Here is a 24,205-nt window from a genome sequence, read left to right as displayed (position 1 = left end):
AGCTTTGTGCCCATGCCTTCGACATTGGAATCAGACGCTGTCGCATCAACCCTGAGCGCCCTGCTGGCAGCGGAGGACAAGCAGGATCTGGCGGCCGAATGGGCCGCGGCCGGTGTGCCCCTGGGCGGTGAATTTCCCGCCGACATGAGCGCCGCCGAGCTGGCGGAGCGCACGAAGGACATCATCATGTCCGTGTCCAGGGAGGGCGGGCGGCTGCTCTACCTGCTCACCAGGGCCGTCAAGGCGAAGAACGTCGTCGAGTTCGGGACCTCCTTCGGGATCTCGACGCTCTACCTGGCGTCCGCGGTGCGCGACAACGGCGGCGGCCAGGTGATCACGACCGAGCTGCAGGCGGACAAGGCGAAGGCGGCGAACGAGAACTTCGCCGCCGCCGGGCTCGCCGATCTCGTGGACCTGCGGCTCGGTGACGCCCGCGAGACGCTGCGGGAACTGCCCGGGCCGGTGGACCTGGTGCTGCTCGACGGATGGCTCGACCTGCGGCTGCCCATCCTGAAGGTCGTGGAGCCCCGGCTGCGGCCGGGCGCCCTGGTGGTGATCGACGACGTCTCCCTCGACATCGGCCGCGGGGTCTACGAGGAGTTCCGCGCCTACATCGACGACCCGGCCAACGGGTTCCTGTCGATCACGCTCCCGGTCCATCAGGGAGTCCAGCTGGCGCTCAAGCTGGGCTGACGCACGCGAAACGAGCCGGCCGCGGCCACCGGGTTCCTCCCCGGTGGCCGCGGCCGGCTTCATGCGCGCTACCAGCGCTACCAGCGCTACCAGCGCTACCGCGCTACTCGCCTGCCGCGAGCACCATCCGGAGGCTGTCGTCGACGATGCGCTCGGCACGCTCCCTGGAGACGGCCCCGTCGATGTGGGTGAAGTTCCACGAGAGCCGGCCCTGGCTGGTGGACACCGAGGAGCCGAAGTAGCCGACCACCGATATCCCGCCCACGAACTGTGCCCCGGACAGCCGCCAGTCGCCGAGCTCGGTGGGGAAGTCGAACCGGCCTATGTTGGACACGAAGAAGTTGAAGGGCCCGTGCTCCTCGAAGTGCCGGATGAAGCCCTCGCTGTCGGCGACGCCGGCCGGTCCCTGGGCGGCGAGCAGGCTGAAGACCTCGTACTGTTCGCCGAGCTTCTTGCGCCCGGTGAGGTCGTCCCGGATGAACCGGGCCATCGACCACAGGTCGTCGGGCCGGTAGCTCACCACCGAGTGCAGCGCCGACACGAAGCAGCCGACCTCGTCCTCGGACACCACGCGCCGGAGCTCGCCCCGCAGGGAGACCGGGGAGCCGACCGCGAAGCGCGCGGCCGGCGCGGCTCCCGCGTCGCGGGCCACGGCGCAGGCCATCGCCGCGGCCAGCACGCCGTGCAGGGTGGCGCCTTCCCGCTTGCACGCGAGGGTGAGCCGGTCGAGCGTTTCGGCTGACAGGGACCGGTGCAGCATCCGCGTCCGCCGCTGGTCGAAGGGCACGAACCGCTCCGGGTCCAGCCGGCCCACCTTGCCGCCGGCCGCCTCGGCCCCGGCTCCGTCGGCCTCGTCTCCGCCGGCCTCGGCCCCGTCGGCCGGCTGCTCGCCGGACGGCGCCGCCCCCACGCGGAAGCGCTCGGGGAAGAGGGCTTCGAACGGCTCCGGGAAGAGCTCGTCCGAGGCGGCGGCGGGGCCGCTCGCCGGCGGGGCGGCGGCAAGCCGTACCCACTGGCGCAGCAGGGACAGCGCGGTCGTCCCGTCCGCGATGACGTGCGGGACGGTGAGGATGAGGTCGTGGATCTGCTGCGGCCCGCTGATGACGACGGCGCGGGCCAGCGGGCCGGTCCGCCAGTCGAGGGGATCGGTCAGCTCGTGGCCGTCGACCTCGCCGGTCCATCGCGCGTCCTCGGAGCCGGGCAGGTACACCTCGCGCAGCGGGATCGGCCGGTTCGTGGGCACGAACCGGGGCCCGGCACCCGGCTGTTCGGACGATGCGTCGGCTATGGCGGTCCGCAGCTGGGGGTGACGGTCCTGCAGCGCGCCGAGCGCGGTGCGCAGCCGCTCGACCGAGAGTTCCCCCTCGATGCGGACGCGGGCGCAGACGTTGAGCGTGGAGAGCTGGTCGATGATCCAGTACCAGCGTTCACCCGGGCTCAACTCGCGCGGGGCGGTCGCGCGCCCGCCGGTGTGCTCTTCCGCCTGGGCCTTCGATGCGTTCATGGCCGCCACTCCCCATCAGTCTTCTCTTCGCACGTCCGATGCCACATCGGGTGGCCGCAGGAAGCTAGCAACGTGTCATCGCATATCGATCGAGCGCCGGTCAGGTCCCTCACGCAGGCGGTTGACCTGCGGTTTGTGGTCAGCGGTTAGTCGTTCCCAAGTGAACTCTGGTGGCATTTTCCTCCCGGCCTCAAGTCAGCCGGGATCCGGCCTCAAGTCAGCCGGGATCCGGCTTCGAGTCAGCCGGGATCCGGCCTCAAGCCAGCCAGGAGGAACACCGCCATGACCGACACCACGATCGCTGGGAACCCGGGCCTGCTCTTTCCCATCGACCCGTCGGGCGCCGACCGTCATGGTGAGGCGGCCCTGATGCGCGACCTCGGCCCGGTCGTGCGGGCGGTGCTGCCCGGTGGCGTCCGCATGTGGGTGGTCACCGAATACGCGCTGCTGGCCGAGCTCAGCGCCGACCCGCGGGTGGGGCGGGACTGGCGCACCTGGGAGGCCCTGCGCAAGGGCGAGATCCCCGCCGACTGGCCGCTGCTCGGCATGATCCGGCTGAACAACATGATGGCCCGTGACGGTGACGAGCACCGGCGGCTGCGCCGGCCGCTGACCAGAGCGTTCACCCGCAACCGGGTCGAGCGCATGGGGCCGCGCATCGACCAGATCGTGGCCACGATGCTGGACGACCTGCCCCGCCATGCCGCGGCGGACGGCACGGTCGATCTGCGGCGGCACTACGCCTACCCGTTCCCCATGCAGGTCATATGCGAGCTGATCGGCATACCCGAAGCGTGGTGGTCCCGCTTCCGCGAGCTCATCGACTACGTCATACGCGCCGACACGACCCCAGAGCAGTTCATCGCCGGTCATCACGAGCGGCACGAGCTGTTCCAGAGACTGTTCGCCATGCGGCGCGCCGAGCCGGCGGACGACCTGACCAGCGCACTGCTCGCCGCCGGTGCCGAGGAGGGCGAGGAGGCGTTCACGGACGAGGAACTCGAAGACACGCTGTGGACGCTGATCGGCGCCGGTCACGAGACCTCGATCAGCCTGATCGTCAACGCCACGCGCGCCCTGCTGACCCACCCGGAGCAGTTGGCGATGGTCCGCGACGGCGGCACCGCCGTGTGGGGCGAGGTCGTCGAGGAGACCTTGCGCTGGGACTCCCCGGTGGGCAACTTCCCGGCCCGGTTCACGACCGAGGACATCACGGTGGCAGGCGTCACCATTCCCAAGGGGGACGCCATCCTCGCTCCCTGGAGCGGCGTCAACCGCGACCCGAAGCAGTACGGCGAGAGCGCCGACCAGTTCGACATCACGCGGCCGGTCAAGCGGCACCTGGCCTTCGGCACCGGGCCGCACGTGTGCATCGGACCCGCCCTGGCCCGGTTCGAGGCGATGGCCGCGCTGCCGCCGCTGTTCGCCCGCTACCCCGAACTCCGGCTCGCCGTCGATCCCTCCGAACTGTCCCCGGTCCCGTCGATCTTCTCCAACTCCGTCACGGGCCTGCCCGTGCACCTCGGCCCGGAGAAGCGCTGAAGCCGGCCCACGGCCCCGCCACGACCGCCCAGACTCGAAGGGAACGTTCCATGACCGCACAAGCCACGCTCGCCCGATTCCGCGAGTACATGGTGGGACCCGCACGGTTCATGAACCTGCTGTCCTGCTTCGAACTCGGCCTCATCGACGCGCTCCGGGACAAGCCCGGCATGACCGCGGCCGAGCTCGGCGCCGTCGCCGGAGCCAAGCCCGCCGCGATCGAGCAGCTCCTGAACCTGCCGGTCAAGGAGGGCTTCGTCGCACACGACGAGAAGGCCGGGACGTACTCCCTCGACGCGCTCGCCGACGTGGAGGGCCCCGACCTCCAGCGGGTCCTCGACTTCATGGGCAAGATCAAGGCCACCACGCTGCGGCAGCTCTACTACCTCACCGAAAGCGTGCGCAGCGGCACCATCGTCGGGCTGAAGGAGCTCTACGGATTCGACGGAGACCTGTACGGCGCGATGGCCGTGCACGCGGACCTGCGCGAGCCGTGGTCGAAGCTGATGGACTCGGTCACCGACCGCATCGACCCCTGGTTCTTCGACAACGTCGACATCCCGGCCGGCTCGCAGGTCCTCGACCTGGCGGGACACACCGGACTCGGCGCGATCCACACCCACAAGTTCAAGAGCTCGCCCGGACTGCGGGTGACCACCTTCGACCTGCCGGACAAGCGCGAGGACTGTCTGCGCAACTTCCGGGAGAACGGCGTGGACGACAGGTCGTCGTTCATCGGCGGCGACGTGTTCGAGGGCGTCCCCAAGGGCTTCGACGTCGTACTGATCAAGCACTTCCTCAACATGTTCGACAAGGACGACGTACTCAAGATCCTGGGCAACCTCCACGCGTCCCTCGAGCCCGGCGCGCAGGTCCACATCCTGGTGCCGATCTACGCCGAGAACATCAAGGAATCCTGGAGCGTCGACTACTACCCCTCCTTCTTCCTCGGCTGCGCCACGGGACAGGGCGGACCCCAGAAAATGTCGACGTTCGTGAGCTGGCTGGAAGAGGCGGGATTCACCGTCACCAGGGAGATCTCCCAGAACCCGGCCGACCTGCCGCCGGACGCACTGCCGCTGCAGGGAATTCTGAGCGCAACGAAGAACGGCTGACCACACGCTTCGGGCTCCGCGTCCACACCCATGGGAGGACCATGTCCAGCCGCCTGTTCACCTCGGAATCCGTGACCGAGGGGCATCCCGACAAGATCGCCGACCAGATCAGCGACACCATCCTCGACGCCTTGCTGAGCCAGGACCCCACCGCGCGCGTGGCCGTCGAAACCCTGATCACCACCGGCCAGGTGCACATCGCCGGAGAGGTGGCGACCTCCGCCTACGCGGACATCGCCGGCCTGGTCCGCGCGAAGATCCTCGACATCGGCTACGACTCCTCGAAGAAGGGCTTCGACGGCGCCTCGTGCGGCGTGTCGGTGTCCATCGGCGCGCAGTCCCCGGACATCGCGCAGGGCGTCGACAGCGCCTACGAGGACCGCGTCGAGGGCGCCGCCGGTGACGACGAACTCGCCCGCCAGGGCGCCGGCGACCAGGGCCTGATGTTCGGGTACGCGACCGACGAGACACCCAGCCTGATGCCCCTGCCGATCGAGCTCGCCCACCGCCTCTCACAGCGCCTGACACAGGTCCGCAAGGACGGCACCGTCCCCTACCTGCGTCCCGACGGCAAGACCCAGGTCACCATCGAGTACGACGGCGAGACCCCGGTCCGCCTGGACACGGTGGTGGTCTCCTCGCAGCACGCGGCGGACATCGACCTGGAGACGCTGCTCGGCCCCGACATCCGCACGTACGTCGTCGAGCACGTCCTCGCCCAGCTCGCGAGGGACGGCATCAAGCTCGACACCGACGGCTACCGCCTGCTCGTCAATCCGACCGGCCGTTTCGAGGTCGGCGGCCCGATGGGCGACGCCGGCCTGACCGGCCGCAAGATCATCATCGACACCTACGGCGGCATGGCCCGCCACGGCGGCGGCGCCTTCTCCGGCAAGGACCCCTCCAAGGTCGACCGTTCGGCCGCCTACGCCATGCGCTGGGTCGCCAAGAACGTGGTCGCCGCCGGTCTCGCCTCGCGCTGCGAGGTCCAGGTCGCGTACGCCATCGGCAAGGCCGAGCCCGTCGGCCTGTTCGTGGAGACCTTCGGCACGCACAAGGTCGACGTCCGGAAGATCGAGAACGCCATCGGCCAGGTCTTCGACCTGCGCCCGGCCGCGATCATCCGCGACCTCGACCTGCTGCGCCCGATCTACGCCCAGACCGCCGCCTACGGCCACTTCGGCCGCGAGCTGCCGGACTTCACCTGGGAGCGCACCGACCGCGTGGACGCCCTGCGCAAGGCCGTGGAAGCCGGCTGACAGCAATCCGCCGCCAGGACCTGGCGCGACAAGAGCCAGTGGTGCGCTGCCTCCCCCGCAGCGCACCACTTTGACGACCGGAGGTACACGATGACGTCGCAGCAGGCAGACCGCGTGCTGATAGTGGGTGCCGGGATCGCGGGCATGTCGGCGGCCATCGCCTTGCGGCGCATCGGGGCGGAGGTCGACCTGGTCGACATCCAGCCCGACTGGGCGGTGGTCGGTGCGGGACTCACGATCACCGGGCCGACGCTGCGCGCGCTGCGGCAGCTCGGCGTGTACGACGAGGTCGCCGCGCAGGGATACGTGGGCGAGGGCATCCGGGTGTGCGGGGTCGACGGCACGTACGTGCGGGACATCCCGACGCCGATGCCGCCGGAGGCCGGTGTGCACGGCTCCGGCGGCATCGGCCGGCAGGTCCTCTACCGGATCCTCTCCTCGCAGGTCCTCGGCCGCGGAGTGAGCCCGCGCTTCGGCACGTCCGTCGCGAGGATCGAGCAGGATGCGGCCGGTGTCGACGTCACCTTCAGCGACGGCACGGAGGGCCGCTACGACATGGTGATCGGGGCGGACGGGATCTACTCGCGCACCCGCCGGCAGATCTTCCCCGGCGCTCCGGAACCGCAGTACACGGGCCAGAGCGTATGGCGCATGTTCGTCCCCCGACCGCCGGAGGTCGACCGCCGGCACTACTTTCTCGGCGGCCAGGTCAAGGTCGGCTGGACACCGGTCTCGGCGACGCAGATGTACATGTTCGTGGTGGAGCGGACGCCGCGGAGGTTCCGTGAACCCCACGAGCTGCCGGGCGCCCTGGCCGACCTGCTGGGGCCCTACGGCGGGCACGTCAGGACGTTCCGGGAGTCGATCGGCGAGGACACCGAGATCGCCTACCGCCCGCTGGAGTCGTTCGACCTTCCCGGTCCGTGGCACCGCGGGCGGGTGATCCTCATCGGTGACGCCGCCCATCCCACCACGCCGCAGCTGGCCTCGGGCGCCGGCATCGCGGTCGAGGACGGGTTGGTGCTCGCCGAGGAGCTCGCCCGCCACGACGGGGTCGCCGCGACGTTCGAGGCGTACTCCGCCCGGCACGAGCAGCGGTGCCGGTTCGTCGTCGAGAGCTCCATCGAAATAGGCAGGCTCGAACAGGAACAGGCACCGCCGCAGGCCCAGACGACCATCGTGGAACGCGCGCTGACCAGGCTCATGCAACCGATCTGAGGCTGCCCGGGCCCGGCCGGAGGCGGTTCACCCGCCGCGCACCGCGCGCCCGGCCGGGGCCGGCCTGCTCGGATCGGCACGGGGGTAGCTGCCCAGGACGAAGGCGGCGTGGTGTCGGGCGAGGGCGGCGACGACGACGCCGACAGGCGGGTCGTCCACGTGTCCCTCGCATTCCAGAAGGAAGGAGTAGGTGCCCAGGCCGAGGCCGCCGGGCCTCGACAGCACGGCTGTCAGGGGTACGGAGGAGCGGGTGAACTCCTCCAGCACGGAGTGCAGTTCGTGCATCTTGTCGGCCAGCGGAACGACCAGGCTGGTGCGGTCGACGCCGGTGGGCAGGCCGCCCGCCACGGGCCGGGAGACCTTCACGAAGCGGGTCACGGCGTCCTGCCGGTCTCCGATGTCGAACGCGAGGACCTCCAGCCCGTAGCGCCGCAGTGTGTTCGGCGCGGCGATGGCGGCACGATGGGGCGCGGCCGCGGTACCGACCTCCTGCGCGGCCTGTGCGGTGGAGGTCGAGGTGACGACCTCGGCCCGCGGCAAGTTGATGTTGAGCCAGGTGCGGCACTGCGCGTGCGCGACGGGATGCGTCAGTACCTGGCGGATGGAAGCGAGTGAGCCGGTAGGGGGAACGGCGAGCGCGAACTCCACCCGCAGGAGCGTCTCGGCGACGATCCACAGGTCCCTTCCGGCGGTGAGCGAGTCGACGGATTCGGTGACGGAGCCTTCGACCGAGTTCTCCCACGGGACGACGCCGGCCGACACCTCGCCGCTGCGAACGGCGTCGAGTGCCTGTCGGACCGTCGGGTACGGCACCGCCGCCTCGTGCGGTACGTCCAGCCCGCTCAGTGCTGCTTCGGTGAACGAGCCGGACGGGCCCAGGTAGGCGATGGACATCAGGGGATACCTCCGGTCTCGACCGGTCAGAGCTCGCTCCAGGCCCCGGCGACGGCGACGGCCTGTCGGGGGTTGAGGCGCGGGTCGCACAGCGTGGTGTAGCGCGTGTGGACCTCGGCCCACTGGCCCTCGCTCCAGACGCACTCGGTCACGTCGTCCGGCGTGGTCTCCAGGTGGAGCCCGGCCGCGATCCCGCCGGCCGCACCGACCGCCTGCTGGAAGGCCACCACCTCTTCGATGATGGTCTGCACCGACCGGGTCTTCATCCCGGAGAGCGTCTTGATCGTGTTGCCGTGCATCGGGTCGCACAGCCAGGACACCGGATGCCCGGCCTCGCGCACGGCCGTGACCAGCGCCGGCAGCCGTGCCGCGACCTGGTCGACACCCATGCGTGCGATCAGCGTCAAGCGGCCGGGCTCCTTGCCCGGATCGAGCCTGGTGCACAGGTCCACCAGTTCCGCGGGGGACATGGTGGGGCCGACCTTGCAGGCGACGGGGTTGGAGACCTGGGCGAGCAGCCTGACGTGCGAGCCCTGCGGATCCCGGGTGCGCTCGCCGATCCAGGGCAGGTGGGTGGAGGCCAGGTACCTCTGACCGCCGGCCGTGCGGCGCACCAGCGGCCGCTCGTAGTCCAGTACCAGCGCCTCGTGGCTGGTCCACACGGGTGCTCCGGTCGGAGGCATCCACGCACCGGTGCGCTGGCGCAGGAGCGTGGTGGCCTGGTCCGCAGCCGCGTAGCAGGAGAGCATGCGCTCGGGGTCGGCGCGGCGCTCCTCGGCCGTGGCGCCGGGGCCGTTGACCAGATGGCCGCGGTAGACCGGCAGTTCGCGCCCGTCGACGATCTCGGTGGGGGAGCTGCGCGGCTTGGCGAACTGCCCGGCGATGCGGCCGATCCGGATGACCGGCTTGCCGGTGTTGATCTTCATGACGCCTGCCAGCGCGTCGATCAGACCGATCTTGCGGTTCACCGCCTGCGGTCCGCACTCGGCAGGGTCCTCCGCGCAGTCCCCTGCCTGGATGACCTGGTAGGTGCCGACGGCCGCCTCGGCCATCAGCATGCGCAGCATCTGCACCTCCTCCCAGCCCACCAGGCCGGGCCGTGCGGCGAGCTCCGCGCGCACGTCGGCAGCGCGTCCCGGGTCCGCCCACACGGGCTGCTGTTCCGGAGCGGCGATCCGCCCCGGGGCGACGGCGGTGGCCGCCGCCGGCCGGAAGTCGCGGTCGCGAACGGGAGATGCGACAGGCATCGCGGACATGATCATGCTCCTTGGGGCAGAGGGGAGTCAGTTCCCCGGGGGTGGGGCACTCAGGTCGGGGCGCAGCGCCGCCGTGGCACCGAGGTACACGTGGTCCATGGCGTAGCGGGGTCGGGGGCTGTGCACGTGCGCCAGAATCCGGATGACGCGATGCAGGGAGCCGGGGACCGCGATCTCGGCGGTGCACAGCAGCGGTACATCGGTCAGGCCCAGCTTCCTGGCCGCGGCCGCCGGGAAGGCGGAGCGCAGGTCGTGGGTGGTGGTGAAGACGATGCTGATCAGGTCCGCATCGCCCAGCTCGTTGCGCCGCAGGATCTCGCCGAGGAGTTCGGTGGTGGCCTGTTCGATGAGTGCGGGGTCGTCGGAGGTGACCTGAGTGGCACCGCGCACGGCACGCACGGCGAGGGCGCCGGGCGCGATCGCCTGGCTGGTCGGGGTCGTCACTGGCTGGCTCCTGTGTCTGCCGAGAAAAGGCCGGTGCGGCCGGGTGATCAGGCCGCCTGCCGGGTCAGCAGCTCGTGCAGGGAGGCGATGGTGCGCGCCTGCGGCAGTTCGTCCGGGGGCAGCGCCACCCGGAACTGCTTCTCGACCTGCGCGACGATCTCGATGACGTTGAGCGAGTCGGCCTGGTAGTGGTCGAAGAGGTCCGCGGTGTCGTCGATCTCCTCCGGATCCAGCATCAGGATCTCTGCCACGATCGCGCGGACCCTGGCGATCGAGTTGTCGGTGTCGTTCATCTGCCGTCCTTGTCTTGATGCGCTTACGGAGCGGTGGGGAGCAGGCTTGCGGAGGGGCGCGAGACGACGAGCATCGAGCCGACGGTCAGGACCGTTCGGCCGGCCGCCCGTGTCTCACCGGTGAACTCGCCGACCCCGCCGGAATGGTGGCCGAGCCGTACGTGGTGTTCCAGGACGTCGCCGGGCACTGCCGGCGCGGCGTAGACCAGGTCGCGGATGTTGACCATCAGCGGGACCTCGTCCGGCGGGCCGAGCTCGGCGAGCGACCACAGGAGGGAGACGGCCTGCCCGAAGGATTCGAGCAGGAGCACCGACGGATAGGCGAAGCCGTCGATGCCGGCACCCTCCTCCATGTCCCGGTAGCAGTCCTCCCCACCGGTGATCACCTTGGTGGCCACGAGCGAGTCGGGCGGCGTGAACTCCCGCACCGTGTCGAGCAGAAGCATGGGAGGGCGCTGGCGCAGCCGCGCGCGCACCTGGCTGTGGTCAAGCATCGGCCACCACCGGTTCGAGCGTGACGGACAGCTCCGCCGCCATCTGGCCGTCCGCGCGCGTGCCTCGGGCCCGCACCGCGACCCGGCTGTCCGTCCCGGCACTCACCAGCAGGGACAGTTCCAGTTCGTCGCCCGGAAACAGCGGCCGGGCGAAGCGGGCGCGGTCGATGCTGCGCACCCGCAGCTCCGCGCCCAGAGCGGAACCGGCCGCCTGGCGCACACAGTCGATCAGGAGGACCCCCGGCATGATGGGGAACCCCGGATAGTGGCCGACCATCTGCGCGGTGGCCCGCTCCACGGGCACCCGCACCGTGACCCGGGTGCCCCGGGGACTCTGCTCGATCAGCGGCGGGCTGTGCAGCGCGTCGAACACCTTCGCTGTTCGCGACGAGGCAGGCACGGCGCTCCTCAGCCCAGGCCCGGCTCGGAGAGGAGTCGCTTGGCGAGCTCTTCCACGTACTCGGTGATCGTCACGTCGTGGTCGAGGTACGGGACCACCTCGCGCGTGGCCTCGTACAGCTTCCGGGTCGCGGGCGACAGGCCCTCCGTGCCCCGGATGTCGACGGCCTGGGCGGCGCAGAGCAGCTCGAAGGCGACCACGTAGGCGACGTTCTCCAGGACCTCCGCGGCGCGCCGGGCCGCGACGAAGCCGAAGGACACGATGTCCTGGAAGTCCCCGGTCGAGGTCAGCGACTGGATGGACATGGGCATGCACTTCGCCCGGGTCTCCGCGGTCAGCGAGGCGGTCATGAACTGGCCGCCCATCAGCCCCAGGCGCAGGCCCGGGTCCTCGTTGCACAGGAAGGCCGGGAGCCCCTCGCTGTTGCTCTTGTCGAGGAACCGGTCGATGCGGCGGTTGGACAGGTTCATCAGCGTGGTCAGCGCGATCGCCAGGTGGTCCATCGCCATGGCGACGTACTGCCCGTGGAAGTGCCCGTTGTGGAACACCTCGGCCTCGTCGGGGTCGATCAGGGGGTTGTCGTTGGACGAGTTGAGCTCGTCCTCGACGACCTTCGAGAGCGAGGCGAGGCTGTCCACGACCGGTCCGAGGATCTGCGGTGTGCAGCGGACCGAGTAGGCGTCCTCGATGGACTGCGATCCCGCCTTCGCAGTGTCTCCCATCTCGCCCGACAGAAGGTGCTCGGTGTTGAGCTCGTCGACCGCCAGAGTGGACTCGGCCAGCGTCTCCCACAGGAAGGTGGCGACCTCCTGCTGTCCCTTGTGCGGCTTGAGCGCGTGGACCCGCGGGTCGAACGGCTTGGTCTTGCCGGCGAGGCCTTCCACGGACAGTGCCGAGATCAGCAGGTACGTCTGCAGCAGGCGCCGGGCCTTCGCGATGTTGATGCTGCCCAGACCCACCATGCCGGAGGTGCCGTTGATCAGCGCCAGGCCCTCCTTGAAGCTGAGTTCCATCGGCTCGATGCCGACCCGTCGCAGTGCCTCGGCACCCGGGAGGACCTCACCGTTCAGCCGGGCCTTCCACTGGCCGATGCAGACGAGGGCGATCGCGGCCAGCGGCCCGAGGTCGCCGCTGGTGCCCAGCGACCCCTTCTCCGGCACGCACGGTATGACGCCCGAGTTGCGTACCGCGATCAGCTTGTCCAGGTTCGTCAGGGAGATGGCCGAGTTGCCGCGGGACAGCGACACGATCCGGGACGTCATGATCGCGCGGACCGTGGTGTCGTCCAGGTGGTTGCCCACGTTGGTCGCCACGGCGTTGAGCAGGTTCTCCTGGAGCTGGCGGGCCATCGTGACCGGCACCAGATAGTTGACGAAACCGCCCATGCTGGTGTTGACGCCGTAGATGACCCGCTTCTCCTCGACGAACTTCTCCAGCGTGCCGCGCGAAGCCTGAACGCGCGCGCGAACCGTGTCGTCGATGGCCACGGGCTCGGCCGAGACCGCGGTCGACTCGACGTCGGTGAGCCGCACTCGCTGGCCGATGGACAAGGTGAAAGTCACTTCTGGCTCCTAAGCGTTCGTAACGTGTCGTACAGGCGACGTCCCCTGGGGGGAGGCCAGCTTCTGTGTGAGCAAAGTGCGGTCGACCTTGCCGTTCTCGGTCAGGGGAAGCTCCGGCAAGGTGCGGATCGAGCGGGGCACCATGTAGGCGGGCAGCTCCCGGGCGCAGAACGCGAGTGCCGCACGGACGTCGAGGTCCTCCGCGCCGTCCAGGACGACGGCGGCCATCAGCACGTCGTCCCCCGGCCGCGGGACCAGGGTGGCCGCGGCCGCCGTCACGCCGGGAAGGCGGGTCAAAGTGCCCTCGATCTCGCCGAGCTCCACCCGGTTCCCGCGGATCTGCACCTGGTAGTCGGACCGGCCCACGAAGGAGAGGTCGCCCTCCGGGCCCAGGCGGGCCAGGTCGCCGGTGCGGAGCACCTTCTGCCCGTGCCGCGGCTCGACCGGGTCGGGCACCAGCACCGAGGCCGTGGCCTCGGGGTCGTTCCAGTAGCCGGTGAACAGGGCCGGGCTGCGCAGGTAGATCTCCCCGATCCCGCCCGGCTCGGTGACCACCTCGCCCCGCTGGTCCACGAGGGTCATCTCGGCGCCGGCGTGCGCGTGGCCGATCGACAGCCGCTCCAGCTCGGCGGGCAGCGGATGGGGAACGTCGGTGAACGAGGCCGCCATCGACTCCGTGGCCCCGTAGCCGTTGACGACACGGATGGCGGGAAGCGTCTCCTGCAGCCGACGCAGTTCGGGGAGCGGGAACTCCTCTCCCGCGAAGACCACCGAGCGCAGCAGCTCCAGCTCCTTGAGCAGGTCCGGGTCGTGGCGCAGGACCGGCCGCCACAGCGACGGAACCCCGTGCACCTGGGTGGCCCCGGCATCGCGCAGGAAGCCGATCATGCGCCGCGGCGAGCCGAGGTCCTCCCGGCGGACCGGAACCAGCGTGGCGCCGCTGCTGAGGGCCACACCGATCCCGAACAGCGCGAAGTCGAACTGCAGCGGCGAGGTGGTGGCCACCCGGTCGTCGTCCGCGGCCAGCCCGTCCTCCAGCATCGCGCGCAGGAACGTCACGATCGACCGGTGGCTCATCACCACGCCCTTGGGGCGGCCGGTCGAGCCGGAGGTGAAGACGATGTACGCGGTGTCGGTGGCCAGCACGCTGCGCCGGCGGCGCACGCGCCGGGCCGGCGCGCGCTCCACCACCAGGCCGCCCGCACCGAAGTGCGCGCTGCCCTCCGCTTCCACCAGCTCCCTGCGCGCGAGGCCGTCGGCCCGGGCGTGGAGCGCGGGCTCGACCGACCGCACGATCGACAGCAGGCGGGTGTCCGGAGTCTGCGGGCTCACCGTCACGAACGGCAGGCCCAGCAAGGAGCAGGCGAGCAGCATGGCCACCGCCGGCGCCGAGGTGTCCGCCTCGATCACCACGCGGTCACCGACGTCGAGGCCGAGGCCGTCCAGAACGGCCGCGTACTGCTGGGTCAGAAGGTCGAGGCTGCGGTAGGAGGTCTCGTGGAGACCTCCGCTCCCGTCCGCCTCCACCACCGCGGGCTTGTCCGGCGTGATCGCCGCGGGCCCCATGAGCAGCCCATAGAGGTTGTCCGCCGAAGGACGCGGGCGTTCCATTACGTCTCCCTGGTCAGTTGAGTAACGGCGGCGAGCTGAGCCGCCGGTGCCGCCGTGTCGCTTCGGGGCCTTGGGAGCAAGGGTGGGACACCGCGATGGGCGTGGGACTGGAGCGCGTCTTGAGCGGCGGTGTAAAGGCAGGTCGGCGCCCCGGTACGAACGGCCGCGCGAACAGATCGAGCCGCCGCGCCGGCCGCCGCCCGCGCACCGGTGGTGCGCGCTCCAGCCGGGTGCGAGGGGCAGACGAGGGCGGCGACCTAGCGTCCACCACATCGAACCGGCCAAAGTCTGAAGGAGCCCGCATGTCCTCCGAGCACGAGTTCAAGCTGCCCGGCGCGGATCTTCCCGCCCCCGACGCCGAACTGCGCAAGAAGCGCGAGGCCGTCGTCGCGGAACACACCATCGCCGAGGGCGCCTGGGACATCGACGGCGTGCTCGCCACGTTCCCGCGCGGCGGCGTCTACCGGGTCATGGCGTACCCGGAGAGCCCGTTCATCGGTGAAGAGGCCATCAAGACGGGCTACTTCGCCGAGCTGCAGCGGGCCTTCCCGAACCCCGAGCACGACCTGTTCCACGTGCACCACACGCCGACCGCGGTGATCCTCGAGGCGCAGATGCGCGCCAAGCAGGAGGCGGACTGGCGCGGCATACCCAACCTCGGCAAGACCGTCGAGGCCCCCGTCGCCGTCTTCTTCCACTTCGACGGCGACGTCCTGATCGACGAGACCCTCTACTTCGACATGGCCACCTTCGCCCGCCAGCTCGGGGCCTGAGTCCGAAGAGCCGGGGCGCACGGATCCGGGCACCCCGGCAGCCGGCTCACTCCACCGCCGAACCGACAAGGACCCCCACCCATGAGCGTGTCCAGGACGGACCGGAAGGCACCGTCGCAGACCCACTCGGCCGGCGTGCGCCCGATCCTCCTCGATGTCGCAGGCCTCACCCTGTCGGGTCTGCTGGCCGAGCCGGCCGACCGCCCGCCCCGGGCGACCGTCGTCGCCGTCCACGGCGGCGGCATGCGCGCGGGCTACTTCGACGGACAGGCCCACGCCGACCTGTCCCTGCTCGCACTGGGCGCCCGGCTCGGCTTCACGGTGCTGGCCCTCGACCGGCCCGGCTACGGCCGGTCCGCGGAGCAGGTGCCCGACGGCCTGACCCTCGAGGAACAGTCCGACGTACTGGCCGGGGCGCTCGACGCCTTCGCCGAGGGGCACACCGTCGGCAGGGGCTTCCTCCTGCTGGCCCACTCCTACGGCGGCAAACTCGCCCTCACCACCATCGCGCGCACCCCCGGCCTGCTCGCCCTGGACGCCTCGGGCATCGGTCACCGCTACGGCATCGAGCCGGCCGAACGCCGGCGCCTGCGCCGCCACCTTGAGACGGAGCGCAACTGGGGCCCGCTCGGGCTCTACCCATCGGGTACGTTCCGTGCGGCCGAGGCCCTGGTCGCCCCCATTCCCGACCGCGAGGCCGCCGAGGTGCCCCTGTGGCCGGACATGTTCGACGAGCTGGCGCCGCGGATCGACATCCCGCTGCGGCTGACGTTCGCCGAGCACGAGGCCTGGTGGCTGCACGAGGAGCAGGATCTCGCCGATATGGCCTCCCGGCTGGCCAAGGCACCCGTCGTCCGGGTCGAGCGCCAGCCCGGCGCGGGCCACAACATCAGCCTCGGCACGGCCGCCCGCAGCTACCACCTGCGCGCGCTGGCCTTCTTCGAGGAGTGCCTGCAATCCGCCGAGGACGACCTGGCCGGCGTACGTCCCCCCAGGGCGCGCGACAAGGACGACCTAGGGCGGCCACCGGCGTCGATCCGGCTCCCCTTCATGGCTCCGTCCGTACCGGGGCGCTGACCTGCCGGTACAGCGCCGCTCCAGACGCGCTCAAGTCCCACGCCCATCGCGGTGTCGCACGGTTGGCCCCGAGGCCCCGAAGCGGCACCGGCGACTTCGCTCGTCGCCGTCACTCAACGGACAAGGGAGACGTCATGGCGAGGCTCTTGAGGCGCGCCCGATTCGCGATCGTCAGATTCACCGCTCGGCTTTGAGGACGTGGTGGGCACGGCCAACGCCCATGATTTCCTCACGTATTCGGTGTGAGTCCATCGCTGCTGGATACCCGGCACGCACATTCATACTGGAGGGCGAACGAATCCGCGGGGGATGAGCCGGCCGTTCGGTCGGCTCCTGTCAGCCCGAGGAGGTGCGCTGTTCGTGATTCCACCCCTGGAAGACCCACCCCTACGCTTGCATCACTTGTGGTCCCTGCGCGAGGACACGGCGGTCGGGTGGGACGAGGAGGGCCAGGCGCTGGTGCTCAGCGGCCCGCAGGGCACCGAGCGGATCGAGGCCCCCACGACCGTCGTCGCCGAGGCGCTGCACCGCATGGAGCTGGGCCCCATCCGGCTCGCGAACCTGCTGCAGCCCAAGGACGAAGCGCCCGCCGGGCAGGACAGCTACACGGTGGTGCTGTCGGTGCTCCGCGAGATCTCCCACCTGGTGATCAGAACGCTGTCCCTGGAAGACCTCAAGGGCCCGGTGCTGTCGGTGGTGCCGGCGGGCCGGACCGCCCGTTTCGCCATGGCCCGGGTGCCCGCGCAGCGCCGGGTGGGGCTACGGCCCAACGTGACGATCACGGTGCAGGACAACGCGTTCCTGCTGGAGTGCGGCGGCCTGGAACACCGGGTGGAGATCCACCGTCCCGAGGCGATGTGGGTGGTGTCCCTGCTGGCCTGGCCCATGACACCGGAAGCGCTGGTCGAAGTGGCCCCGCTGCCCGCCGAACTGACGCTGTCGATCCTCGGTCACCTGGCGGGGGCCGGCATGACGGTGCCCGTAGGCTGACCGGTCACACCAGGCCGGTCACACCAGCCAGCCCGAATCACGGGCGATGCGGATGGCGTCGACCCGGTTGCGCGCGTTCAGCTTGGCCACGACCGTGGTGAGGTAGTTGCGTACCGTGCCCACCGAAAGGTGCAGCTGCGCGGCCATCTCCTGAGGCTCCGAGCCCTGCGCGGCCATCTGCAGCACCTCGGTCTCGCGTATCGTCAGCGGGCTCTCGCTGCCGCCCCAGGCGGCCAGGGCCAGTTGCGGGTCGATCACCCGCTGACCGGCGACGACCCGCCGGACGGCCTGGGCGAGATCGCTGGGCGGCGCGTCCTTGAGGAGGAAACCCGAGACGTGCGCGGACATCGCCCGGCGCAGCGTGCCGGGGCGGCCGAGGCTGGTGAGGATCAGGGTCCGGCACTCGGGCAGGCGCTCGTGCAGGAGCTCGGCCGCACTGATCCCGTCGAGACCGGGCAGGTCGATGTCGATGATGGCCACGTCCGGCCGGTGCTCGCGCGCCTGGCTCAGGATCAGGTCGCCACGCTCGAGCTCGGCGACCACCTCCAGGTCGTCCTCCAGGTTGAGCAGAGCCACCAGTGCGCCGCGGACCATGTGCATGTCTTCGGCCAGGAGGATCCGGATCATCGTCGCCGTCCACCGTTCTTTCCCATACGAGAATCTTGCTGGATCCTGCCCACCCGCGCCTCCGCCGTAGGAGATTCGCCAACGGGAGGGCCGGCGCCAAGACTGCTTACGCTACGTCGTCTATCCGGCCGTAGGGCTGCTCTTTCCCCATGATCACGGTTTGGTGCGGATCGTCCGACCGTGCTTCCCGGACCGGTGCCTCGGCCGTGAGCCGGAACAGGTCCGTGTCGGAAGCGTCGGGGAGGCGTTGTGCGATCAGCAGGCCACCGATGTCCTCCAGCCGTCGTTCGAGGTTGCCCAGGCCGTTGCCGCTGTGCGGCGCGCGGAGGTGGGAGCCGAGGACCAGGCCGTCGTTGACGATGGCGAGGCGGACGACGTCGCCCTCGATGCGGGCGGAGATCCAGCAGCGCGAGGCCTTGGAGTGCCGCAGCAGATTGGTGACGCCCTCGCGCAGCACCGTGGCCAGCACGGTGGACGTCATCGGCCCCAGGCCCTCGATGGCGTCCTCGGTGTCGACGGTGACCTCGACGTCGGCGGCGGCCAGTACCGATTCCGCGGAGGTGAGCTCGGAACCGAGCGACATCTCCCGGTACCCGCTCGCGACCCGGCGCACATCGGCCAGGGCCTGTCGGGAGATGCCGAGCACCTCGTCGACCTCGTCGCAGGCCCGGTGCGGATTGGTCGGGATGAGACGGCGTATCAGCTCGCTCTTCAGGGTCACGGCGGACAGGCTGTACCCGAGCAGGTCGTGCAGATCCCTGGAGAACCGTAACTGCTCGTTGCTGACGGCCAGCCGGGCCAGATCGGCGCGGGCCTTGTGCAACTGGTCGACCAGGCTGGTCAGGCGGCTCAGGCCGTAGACGACCAGACCCGTGAGCGAGGTCGTCTGGGCCAGGTACACGATGTCGACGACGCTCCGGTCGTACAGGACCCCGGTGATGACCATGCTGAACGCCGTCAGCCCGTACAGCGTCCAGCCCGCCGCGGGACGCAGGAGGAGCAGGAGCGAGCCGGCGAAGAAGCCGGCCATGGCACCCCAGTACACCCCGAACCAGAGCAGCGGCAGATAGGACAGGACGCCCTGGGCGCCCAGGGTGAGGACCTTGGTGCGCATCCGGGCAGTGGAGGCACCGGGTGCCGAATGCGAGAGCTGCAGCAGGAAGACCAGCACCAGGCAGATCACGGCGCGGGTCAGGTCGTAGGCGCCGAGGGACAGGGAAAGGATGTTGAGGAAGGTGATGCCCAGATAGCAGCCCAGCGCGGCCAGCAGAACGCCCCGGGCGGTCCTGGTGGCCACGCTGCCGTAGTCCTGCGACTGGTTGACTTGCGAGGGGGATCTGTCCGGACCGGTGCCGTCCATCTCTCGTCTCCCGGTTTTCTTCGTTGATGACGATTCGAACAACCGGCAGTCATTCTAGGCAGGTTGGCCGATGTCCGGTGGTCATCCCCGGGACCGGATGTGTAGCCGCGCCATCGCCGTCGCCGATGGCGTCGATGCAGGCCGGGAGGGGGCGGTCGATCCACCGGACGCCCCCTGCGGGGGCCGTCGTCACGTTGCAGGCGGGGAGGCCGGGGAAGCTGTGGGGGAAGGCCTCCTGGCTGGAACTGTCCTCCCCGGCGCCTGCCGGGAAGCGGTCGACCGCCGCACGCGGTCGCGTCACACGAACAGCGGGATCGGGTTGAGCTCCTCGTACGGGGTGGGCGCGGCCAGGCGTCCGAGGGTGACGGGCACGTCGAACAGCCTGCCCGGCCCGTACCGGGTCCAGAAGTGCCGGAGCCCGGGCACGATCACCTTGACCACCGGCAGACCGATGTCCGGCCGGGTCTGGTCGAGGGCGAGCAGTTCCAGGCCCTTGGCGGCGAGGAGGTCGGTGATGGCCGTGACGTCGTCGAGCAGGTCGTTGCGCACCACGTAGTTCCAGTGGCCGGGCGTCCGGGGCCGGACGTCCGGGTCCGGTGTCAGGTAGGGCTGGTTGGCCACCGTCGCCTGCCGCCACCAGCGCACCGGGAGAGGGTCCGTGATGCCGTATCCGCCGCCGGGGCGGTCCCTGTTCACGGCCGGCAGCAGCTGACCCGTCTCGGTGAGCGCGCGTCGCAGCGCGACGGCCGGGTCGAAGTGAGCGCCGAAGCCGAAGACGATGTCCTCGCTCGGGCCGTTCGTACGCCGGGACAGTGCCACGATCGCGGGGATGCCGAGGTCCGAGGTGAGGTCGAGGGCCCACAGCTCCCGGCCCAGCTTCTGGTGTCCCTCGCGGATCCGCCCTATGTAGGGCTCGTGGAAGGAGTCCAGGTCTATCGCGGGCTGCCGGGTGCGGTTGTACCACCACAGCGCGACGGCGTCCCGTTCCACCAGTTCCATGAAGCCCTGCAGCAGGGCGTCCTCCAGGCTGCTGCCGGCCGCGTTGCCGTTGGAGTCGGCGTACGGACCCGACTCAGCGGGGGTGGAGGAGAAGTAGAGCATCGAGGTCGGCAGCAGCCGCTGGCGCTGCTCGGTCAGGGACCACACGGGCGTCCACTCCACCGGCCGGTTCTCGTCGAAGGGCTTGGGCACGTGGTGGAAGGGCGAGCCCGAGCGGTTCCAGCGGTCCCGGTCGCGGAACTGCTGGTCCGCGTACAGCTGGCAGGCGTTGGGGTGCAGGCCCTGGTCGCCGAGGGCGCGCAGGGTGTCCACCACGGTCGGCTCGTCGCCGTGCCGGGTGCCGCAGTAGCGCTCCACCGCCTCGCACAACGCGCTGGTACGGGCCTCCGTGTCGGTCAGGCCCTTGCCGCCGCTCTGCGCACGCAGTCCGGCCGGACCGCGGTCCCGCATCGCCAGGTTGTACCCCGACACGTACGTGGTCGCGAAGTCCGGGGCGCCGGGGGAGGGCTCGAGGTGCGGAATGATTCCGGTGATCGGGCTCACCAGGTGCGCGTGCCGCTTGAGCAACTGGTCCGGGCTGAGCGCCCGGTGGTCGCCGCCGCCGTGCCCCGCCTTGGTGCGCGAGACCGGGACGATCGGCGCGAGCACGCGCCGGCCCATCAGGCCGGGTTCGCCGCAGGAGGGGCACTGGGGGATCCGGGACACGGCGTGGACGCGGGTGCGCAGGTTGAGGGTGTCGACCGTGCGCACGGAGCCCTGGTCGGCGTAGCGCAGCCCGGCCAGCCACTTGGCGGCCTCCAGGACCGCGCTCTGAGCGGCCATGACGCGCCCCGCGGAGAGCGAGGCGATCGGTCTTAAGAGGGGGCGGTCCAGGCCTAAGGCCTCCTGGAGCGGTCCGTCGTACCCGCGGTGCTGCTCCAGCCGGTAGGCCAGGCAGGACCAGCAGGGTCCCTCGTCCGGCCGGAAGAACGGGCCGATCCACGGTTCGTAGCCGCACAGCCGGGTGAGCAGCCACGGTCTGCCCGCCGCCCGGTGTTCCGCGTCGACCCGCTCGAGCTCGGGGGAGAGGTAGTCGTCGCACAGGACCAGCGTGAGGTCCGTGTCCGAGTCGGTCACGCTGAGGCCGGACTCCACGCTCGCCGCGAGCACCGGTCCGGGGTCGACGCCGCCGAGCGGCAGGACCCGGAGCCGGGAGCAGGTCAGCCCCGCCGCGGCCCGGGCGCCGTCCAGGCCGGCCAGGTCCCAGTACGCCTCGGCGACCGGGTCGGTGTCCCTCGCCGACCGGGCGGGGTTGTCGAAGCGCAGGAGCCCGGCTTCGCTGAGCAGGCGCAGACCGTCCTCGGCCTCCTCGGCGGTGAGGGCCGGCGCGGCGGCGTGCAGGATCTGGGCGAGCGACCGGGTGCCGTCGAGCAGCGGGACCAGCACGTCGGCGAGGAGACCGTGCAGGGTGGTCACGCCCTGGCGGGAGACCAGGTACGTCGCCTCGTTGGGGACGGTCGCCGGGCGCAGGTGGTGCCTGAAGCCCACAAGAGTCGAGCTGTCCCGCAGGGCGGCCGGTGCGGACTTCCGGGGGACGGAGGACTCAGAGGTCATATCCAGGCCCCCGCGACTGCATCGCCGTCGACGGCCACGGGGGCCGCGGTGGGGACGAAGCTCGCGGGGGGCGGTCCTGCACACAGGCTGAAGAACGCGACGGTCGGTGCCGCGGGCACCGGAGTCGCACAGAGGCTGAACAGAGCGGGTGATCCGAAGGAGTGGTCAGGGAGCTGGACAATGAGGAGCGGACGTGCAGGAGCTGCCTCGGAGATGCGCGCCGAGAGAGAGACGGTGGCACTGGCGTGGCTCATCGGAGAAGGTCCTCACTGATGTGGTCGGCGTTGTGCTCCAATGGCCGGAATTCTTCGCGAATGAGGATTGCCACGGACAGTGTCGCCTTCACCGGTGCCGGGTGAAGTTCTCACTCAATCGGAAGCACCACCTCCGTCGGCCGCCGCCTTGAGAGGCTCCCACCAACTGCGGTTGTCGCGGTACCACTGGACAGTTTCGGCCAGCCCCTCCTCGAAGCTCTTACGAGGCTTGTACCCCAATTCCTCGCGGATCTTCGTGCAGTCGACCGAATAGCGCCGGTCGTGCCCCTTGCGGTCCTGGACGTATTCGACGCTGTCGTCCCAGGTCGCGCCGCACGCCGCGAGCAGCAGGCCGGTGAGCTCCTTGTTGGAGAGCTCGGTGCCGCCCCCGATGTTGTAGATCTCACCCGCGCGGCCCTGGGTGCGGACCAGTTCGATGCCCTGCACATGGTCATCGATATGCAGCCAGTCGCGGACGTTGTCTCCGTCGCCGTACAGCGGGACCTTCTCGCCGCCCAGGAGGTTGGTCACGAAGAGCGGGATGAGCTTTTCAGGGAAGTGGTGGTGCCCGTAGTTGTTCGAGCAGCGGGTGACCCGGACGTCCAGGCCGTGGGTGCGGTGGTACGACAGCGCGATGAGGTCGCTGGACGCCTTCGCCGAGGAGTACGGCGAGTTGGGGCTCAGCGGGTGGGTCTCGGGCCAGGATCCCTCGTCGATCGAGCCGTACACCTCGTCGGTGGAGACGTGCACGAAGACCTCGACGCCGGCCCGGTGGGCGGCGTCGACGAGCGTGTGCGTGCCGACCACGTTCGTGCGCACGAACTCGGCGCCCCCGTCGATCGACCGGTCGACGTGCGACTCCGCGGCGAAGTGGACCACCTGGGCGTGCTCGGCCATCAGCTTGTCGACCAGCTCGGGGTCGCAGATGTCGCCCTGCACGAAGGAGAACTGCGGGTGCGCCCTCACCTCGTCGAGGTTGGCGGGATTGCCCGCGTACGTCAGCTTGTCCAGGACGGTGATCGAGACGTCACCGGGACCGTCGGGGCCGAGCACCGTACGGACGTAGTGAGAGCCGATGAATCCGGCCCCGCCGGTCACCAGCACACGGGTGGTCATGACGCGCTCACCTGGGCGTCGGCGGGGGTGGCAGGTCGGATCGGAAGCATGGGACGTTCTCCTTCTCAGGCTACGCGGACGATCGGCATCGGGCGGTGGCGTGCGGCGACATCGATGACGTAGTCGCCGTAGGCCGTACCCACCATTTCCTCGCCGAGGCGCCGGCACTGGTCGGCGGTGATGAAGCCGCGGTTGAGCGCCACCTCCTCGACGCAGGCGATGTACACGCCCTGCCGCTGCTCGACCAGCTGGACGTACTGCGCCGCCTGCAGCAACGAGTCGTGGGTGCCCATGTCCAGCCAGGCGAAGCCGCGGCCGAGCTCGGTGAGGCGGGCCCGGCCCTGCGCCAGGTAGGCGAGGTTGACGTCGGTGATCTCCAGCTCGCCCCGCGCCGACGGGGAGAGGTTCTTGGCGATCCCGACCACGTCGCTGTCGTAGAGGTACAGCCCGGTCACCGCGATGTCGGAGCGCGGGTTGGCCGGCTTCTCCTCCAGCGACAGCAGCCGGCCGGCGGCGTCGACCTCCCCGATCCCGTAGCGGTGCGGATCGCTCACCCGGTAGCCGAACAGCGCGGCGCCGTCGAGCCGGCGCAGCGCGTCGTCGAGCAGCACCGAGAACCGCGGCCCGTGGAAGATGTTGTCGCCGAGCACCAGGGCGACCTGGTCGTCCCCGATGAAGTCGGCGCCGATGACCAGGGCTTCGGCGATGCCGCGCGGCTGGTCCTGCTCGGCGTACTCGATGTTCAGGCCGAGCCGGGAACCGTCCCCGAGGAGGGCGCGGAAGCTGTCCGAGTGGTCCCTGGACGAGATCACCAGGATGTCCTGGATGCCGGCCAGCATCAGCACGGAGAGCGGGTAGTAGATCATCGGCTTGTCGTAGACCGGCAGGATCTGTTTGGACAGCGCGGCCGTCAGCGGGCGAAGCCGGGTGCCGCTGCCGCCGGCGAGGATGATGCCCTTCATCTGAGCTTTCCTTTTCGTCGTGGGTGGGGTGCGGGCCTTCGACCACAGCGCCGCCAAGGCGTCTTCGGCGCCGGGACGCGGAGGACGTCTGCGGTGGTGCGGGGGCCCACGGCCTGCCCGAGTCCCGCCGCCCGATGGTGTTGCGGTCCGATCGAGTGCGGGCGGAGAA

General features: G+C 70.4%; 22 protein-coding genes. 8 read left to right on the top strand and 14 right to left on the bottom strand.

Going from position 1 to position 24,205, the window contains the following annotated elements; genetic code table 11:
• The first annotated feature begins 12 nt into the window (after positions 1-12).
• A complete protein-coding gene (locus tag ACODT5_RS14765; protein ID WP_422519732.1) occupies positions 13-693 on the top strand; it encodes an O-methyltransferase in 681 nt (226 codons plus the stop codon).
• A gap of 103 nt (positions 694-796) precedes the next feature.
• Here ACODT5_RS14765 and ACODT5_RS14760 read toward each other — a convergent pair whose 3' ends face one another.
• Positions 797-2,197, bottom strand: a complete 1,401-nt coding sequence (locus tag ACODT5_RS14760; RefSeq protein ID WP_422519731.1) for a condensation domain-containing protein — start codon at positions 2,195-2,197, stop codon at positions 797-799.
• A gap of 282 nt (positions 2,198-2,479) precedes the next feature.
• On the opposite strand from ACODT5_RS14760, the gene ACODT5_RS14755 reads away from it, so the two are divergent.
• The 4 genes from ACODT5_RS14755 to ACODT5_RS14740 all read left to right on the top strand — a co-directional run bounded on the left by ACODT5_RS14755 (position 2,480) and on the right by ACODT5_RS14740 (position 7,331).
• Positions 2,480-3,739 (top strand): cytochrome P450 family protein, encoded by a 1,260-nt coding sequence (locus ACODT5_RS14755; RefSeq protein WP_422519730.1) that lies wholly within the window; start codon positions 2,480-2,482, stop codon positions 3,737-3,739.
• Between the two features lie 50 nt (positions 3,740-3,789).
• Complete coding sequence (locus ACODT5_RS14750) at positions 3,790-4,854, top strand: methyltransferase (RefSeq protein ID WP_422519729.1); 1,065 nt, start codon at positions 3,790-3,792, stop codon at positions 4,852-4,854.
• Positions 4,855-4,895: 41 nt separating this feature from the next.
• Positions 4,896-6,113, top strand: coding sequence for a methionine adenosyltransferase (gene metK / locus ACODT5_RS14745; RefSeq protein WP_422519728.1), 1,218 nt, complete (start codon positions 4,896-4,898; stop codon positions 6,111-6,113).
• A 90-nt stretch (positions 6,114-6,203) separates the two neighbouring features.
• Positions 6,204-7,331, top strand: a complete 1,128-nt coding sequence (locus tag ACODT5_RS14740; RefSeq protein WP_422519727.1) for an FAD-dependent oxidoreductase — start codon at positions 6,204-6,206, stop codon at positions 7,329-7,331.
• Between the two features lie 27 nt (positions 7,332-7,358).
• On the opposite strand, the gene pheA is transcribed toward ACODT5_RS14740, so the two are convergent.
• Genes pheA through ACODT5_RS14700 form a run of 8 tightly spaced genes read right to left on the bottom strand, consistent with a single transcriptional unit; the run spans position 7,359 to position 14,285 of the window.
• A complete protein-coding gene (pheA, locus tag ACODT5_RS14735; RefSeq protein WP_422519726.1) occupies positions 7,359-8,225 on the bottom strand; it encodes a prephenate dehydratase in 867 nt (288 codons plus the stop codon).
• 26 nt (positions 8,226-8,251) lie between these two features.
• Complete coding sequence (locus ACODT5_RS14730; protein ID WP_422519805.1) at positions 8,252-9,472, bottom strand: 3-deoxy-7-phosphoheptulonate synthase; 1,221 nt, start codon at positions 9,470-9,472, stop codon at positions 8,252-8,254.
• A 36-nt stretch (positions 9,473-9,508) separates the two neighbouring features.
• Positions 9,509-9,925 carry a chorismate mutase gene (aroH, locus tag ACODT5_RS14725; protein WP_385374137.1) on the bottom strand — a complete coding sequence of 139 codons (417 nt, stop codon included), beginning with the start codon at positions 9,923-9,925 and terminating at the stop codon, positions 9,509-9,511.
• Positions 9,926-9,972: 47 nt separating this feature from the next.
• A complete protein-coding gene (locus tag ACODT5_RS14720; RefSeq protein ID WP_422519725.1) occupies positions 9,973-10,218 on the bottom strand; it encodes an acyl carrier protein in 246 nt (81 codons plus the stop codon).
• Between the two features lie 23 nt (positions 10,219-10,241).
• A complete protein-coding gene (locus ACODT5_RS14715; protein ID WP_422519724.1) occupies positions 10,242-10,712 on the bottom strand; it encodes a 3-hydroxyacyl-ACP dehydratase FabZ family protein in 471 nt (156 codons plus the stop codon).
• Positions 10,705-11,112, bottom strand: coding sequence for a 3-hydroxyacyl-ACP dehydratase FabZ family protein (locus ACODT5_RS14710; protein WP_422519723.1), 408 nt, complete (start codon positions 11,110-11,112; stop codon positions 10,705-10,707). Before ACODT5_RS14710 ends, ACODT5_RS14715 begins: the two co-directional genes overlap by 8 nt.
• A gap of 8 nt (positions 11,113-11,120) precedes the next feature.
• Entirely contained in the window at positions 11,121-12,674 is a 1,554-nt protein-coding gene (locus tag ACODT5_RS14705; RefSeq protein ID WP_422519722.1) for a phenylalanine aminomutase (D-beta-phenylalanine forming), read from the bottom strand.
• Positions 12,675-12,683: 9 nt separating this feature from the next.
• Positions 12,684-14,285 carry an AMP-binding protein gene (locus ACODT5_RS14700; protein WP_422519721.1) on the bottom strand — a complete coding sequence of 534 codons (1,602 nt, stop codon included), beginning with the start codon at positions 14,283-14,285 and terminating at the stop codon, positions 12,684-12,686.
• Between the two features lie 302 nt (positions 14,286-14,587).
• Between ACODT5_RS14700 and ACODT5_RS14695 the strand changes: the two genes are divergently transcribed.
• The 3 genes from ACODT5_RS14695 to ACODT5_RS14685 all read left to right on the top strand — a co-directional run bounded on the left by ACODT5_RS14695 (position 14,588) and on the right by ACODT5_RS14685 (position 17,125).
• On the top strand, positions 14,588-15,058 hold the full coding sequence (locus ACODT5_RS14695; RefSeq protein WP_422519720.1) for a nuclear transport factor 2 family protein: 471 nt from the start codon (positions 14,588-14,590) through the stop codon (positions 15,056-15,058).
• Between the two features lie 81 nt (positions 15,059-15,139).
• Positions 15,140-16,135: an alpha/beta hydrolase family protein gene (locus ACODT5_RS14690; RefSeq protein WP_422519719.1), complete on the top strand. Its 996-nt coding sequence runs from the start codon at positions 15,140-15,142 to the stop codon at positions 16,133-16,135.
• Between the two features lie 402 nt (positions 16,136-16,537).
• Complete coding sequence (locus ACODT5_RS14685; RefSeq protein ID WP_422519718.1) at positions 16,538-17,125, top strand: hypothetical protein; 588 nt, start codon at positions 16,538-16,540, stop codon at positions 17,123-17,125.
• Between the two features lie 18 nt (positions 17,126-17,143).
• Here the strand turns inward: ACODT5_RS14685 and ACODT5_RS14680 are convergent, their stop codons facing one another.
• From ACODT5_RS14680 to rfbA, 5 genes are all read right to left on the bottom strand, one after another.
• Positions 17,144-17,752, bottom strand: coding sequence for a response regulator transcription factor (locus ACODT5_RS14680; RefSeq protein ID WP_422519717.1), 609 nt, complete (start codon positions 17,750-17,752; stop codon positions 17,144-17,146).
• Between the two features lie 106 nt (positions 17,753-17,858).
• Positions 17,859-19,112: a sensor histidine kinase gene (locus tag ACODT5_RS14675; RefSeq protein ID WP_422519716.1), complete on the bottom strand. Its 1,254-nt coding sequence runs from the start codon at positions 19,110-19,112 to the stop codon at positions 17,859-17,861.
• A 297-nt stretch (positions 19,113-19,409) separates the two neighbouring features.
• On the bottom strand, positions 19,410-21,704 hold the full coding sequence (locus tag ACODT5_RS14670) for a TOMM precursor leader peptide-binding protein (protein WP_422519715.1): 2,295 nt from the start codon (positions 21,702-21,704) through the stop codon (positions 19,410-19,412).
• A gap of 368 nt (positions 21,705-22,072) precedes the next feature.
• A complete protein-coding gene (gene rfbB, locus ACODT5_RS14665; protein WP_422519714.1) occupies positions 22,073-23,074 on the bottom strand; it encodes a dTDP-glucose 4,6-dehydratase in 1,002 nt (333 codons plus the stop codon).
• 65 nt (positions 23,075-23,139) lie between these two features.
• The gene (gene rfbA, locus ACODT5_RS14660; protein ID WP_422519713.1) at positions 23,140-24,036 is read right to left on the bottom strand and encodes a glucose-1-phosphate thymidylyltransferase RfbA; all 897 of its coding nucleotides are present in this window, start codon (positions 24,034-24,036) and stop codon (positions 23,140-23,142) included.
• Positions 24,037-24,205: the final 169 nt, after the last annotated feature.

This window comes from Streptomyces tatrensis (genome assembly GCF_049310065.1).
Lineage (GTDB): Bacteria > Actinomycetota > Actinomycetes > Streptomycetales > Streptomycetaceae > Streptomyces.
Note: the sequence above shows the minus strand (reverse complement) of the source record. Positions and strands in the feature narration are given on the sequence as shown.

Excerpts from the sequence above, each read along its gene's own strand:
- ACODT5_RS14765 (WP_422519732.1), top strand. The coding sequence starts at position 13 with ATGCCTTCGACATTGGAATCAGACGCTGTCGCATCAACCCTGAGCGCC.
- ACODT5_RS14760 (WP_422519731.1), bottom strand. The coding sequence starts at position 2,197 with ATGAACGCATCGAAGGCCCAGGCGGAAGAGCACACCGGCGGGCGCGCG.
- ACODT5_RS14755 (WP_422519730.1), top strand. The coding sequence starts at position 2,480 with ATGACCGACACCACGATCGCTGGGAACCCGGGCCTGCTCTTTCCCATC.
- ACODT5_RS14750 (WP_422519729.1), top strand. The coding sequence starts at position 3,790 with ATGACCGCACAAGCCACGCTCGCCCGATTCCGCGAGTACATGGTGGGA.
- metK (WP_422519728.1), top strand. The coding sequence starts at position 4,896 with ATGTCCAGCCGCCTGTTCACCTCGGAATCCGTGACCGAGGGGCATCCC.
- ACODT5_RS14740 (WP_422519727.1), top strand. The coding sequence starts at position 6,204 with ATGACGTCGCAGCAGGCAGACCGCGTGCTGATAGTGGGTGCCGGGATC.
- pheA (WP_422519726.1), bottom strand. The coding sequence starts at position 8,225 with ATGTCCATCGCCTACCTGGGCCCGTCCGGCTCGTTCACCGAAGCAGCA.
- ACODT5_RS14730 (WP_422519805.1), bottom strand. The coding sequence starts at position 9,472 with ATGCCTGTCGCATCTCCCGTTCGCGACCGCGACTTCCGGCCGGCGGCG.
- ACODT5_RS14720 (WP_422519725.1), bottom strand. The coding sequence starts at position 10,218 with ATGAACGACACCGACAACTCGATCGCCAGGGTCCGCGCGATCGTGGCA.
- ACODT5_RS14715 (WP_422519724.1), bottom strand. The coding sequence starts at position 10,712 with ATGCTTGACCACAGCCAGGTGCGCGCGCGGCTGCGCCAGCGCCCTCCC.
- ACODT5_RS14700 (WP_422519721.1), bottom strand. The coding sequence starts at position 14,285 with ATGGAACGCCCGCGTCCTTCGGCGGACAACCTCTATGGGCTGCTCATG.
- ACODT5_RS14695 (WP_422519720.1), top strand. The coding sequence starts at position 14,588 with ATGTCCTCCGAGCACGAGTTCAAGCTGCCCGGCGCGGATCTTCCCGCC.
- ACODT5_RS14690 (WP_422519719.1), top strand. The coding sequence starts at position 15,140 with ATGAGCGTGTCCAGGACGGACCGGAAGGCACCGTCGCAGACCCACTCG.
- ACODT5_RS14680 (WP_422519717.1), bottom strand. The coding sequence starts at position 17,752 with ATGATCCGGATCCTCCTGGCCGAAGACATGCACATGGTCCGCGGCGCA.
- ACODT5_RS14675 (WP_422519716.1), bottom strand. The coding sequence starts at position 19,112 with ATGGACGGCACCGGTCCGGACAGATCCCCCTCGCAAGTCAACCAGTCG.
- ACODT5_RS14670 (WP_422519715.1), bottom strand. The coding sequence starts at position 21,704 with ATGACCTCTGAGTCCTCCGTCCCCCGGAAGTCCGCACCGGCCGCCCTG.
- rfbB (WP_422519714.1), bottom strand. The coding sequence starts at position 23,074 with ATGACCACCCGTGTGCTGGTGACCGGCGGGGCCGGATTCATCGGCTCT.
- rfbA (WP_422519713.1), bottom strand. The coding sequence starts at position 24,036 with ATGAAGGGCATCATCCTCGCCGGCGGCAGCGGCACCCGGCTTCGCCCG.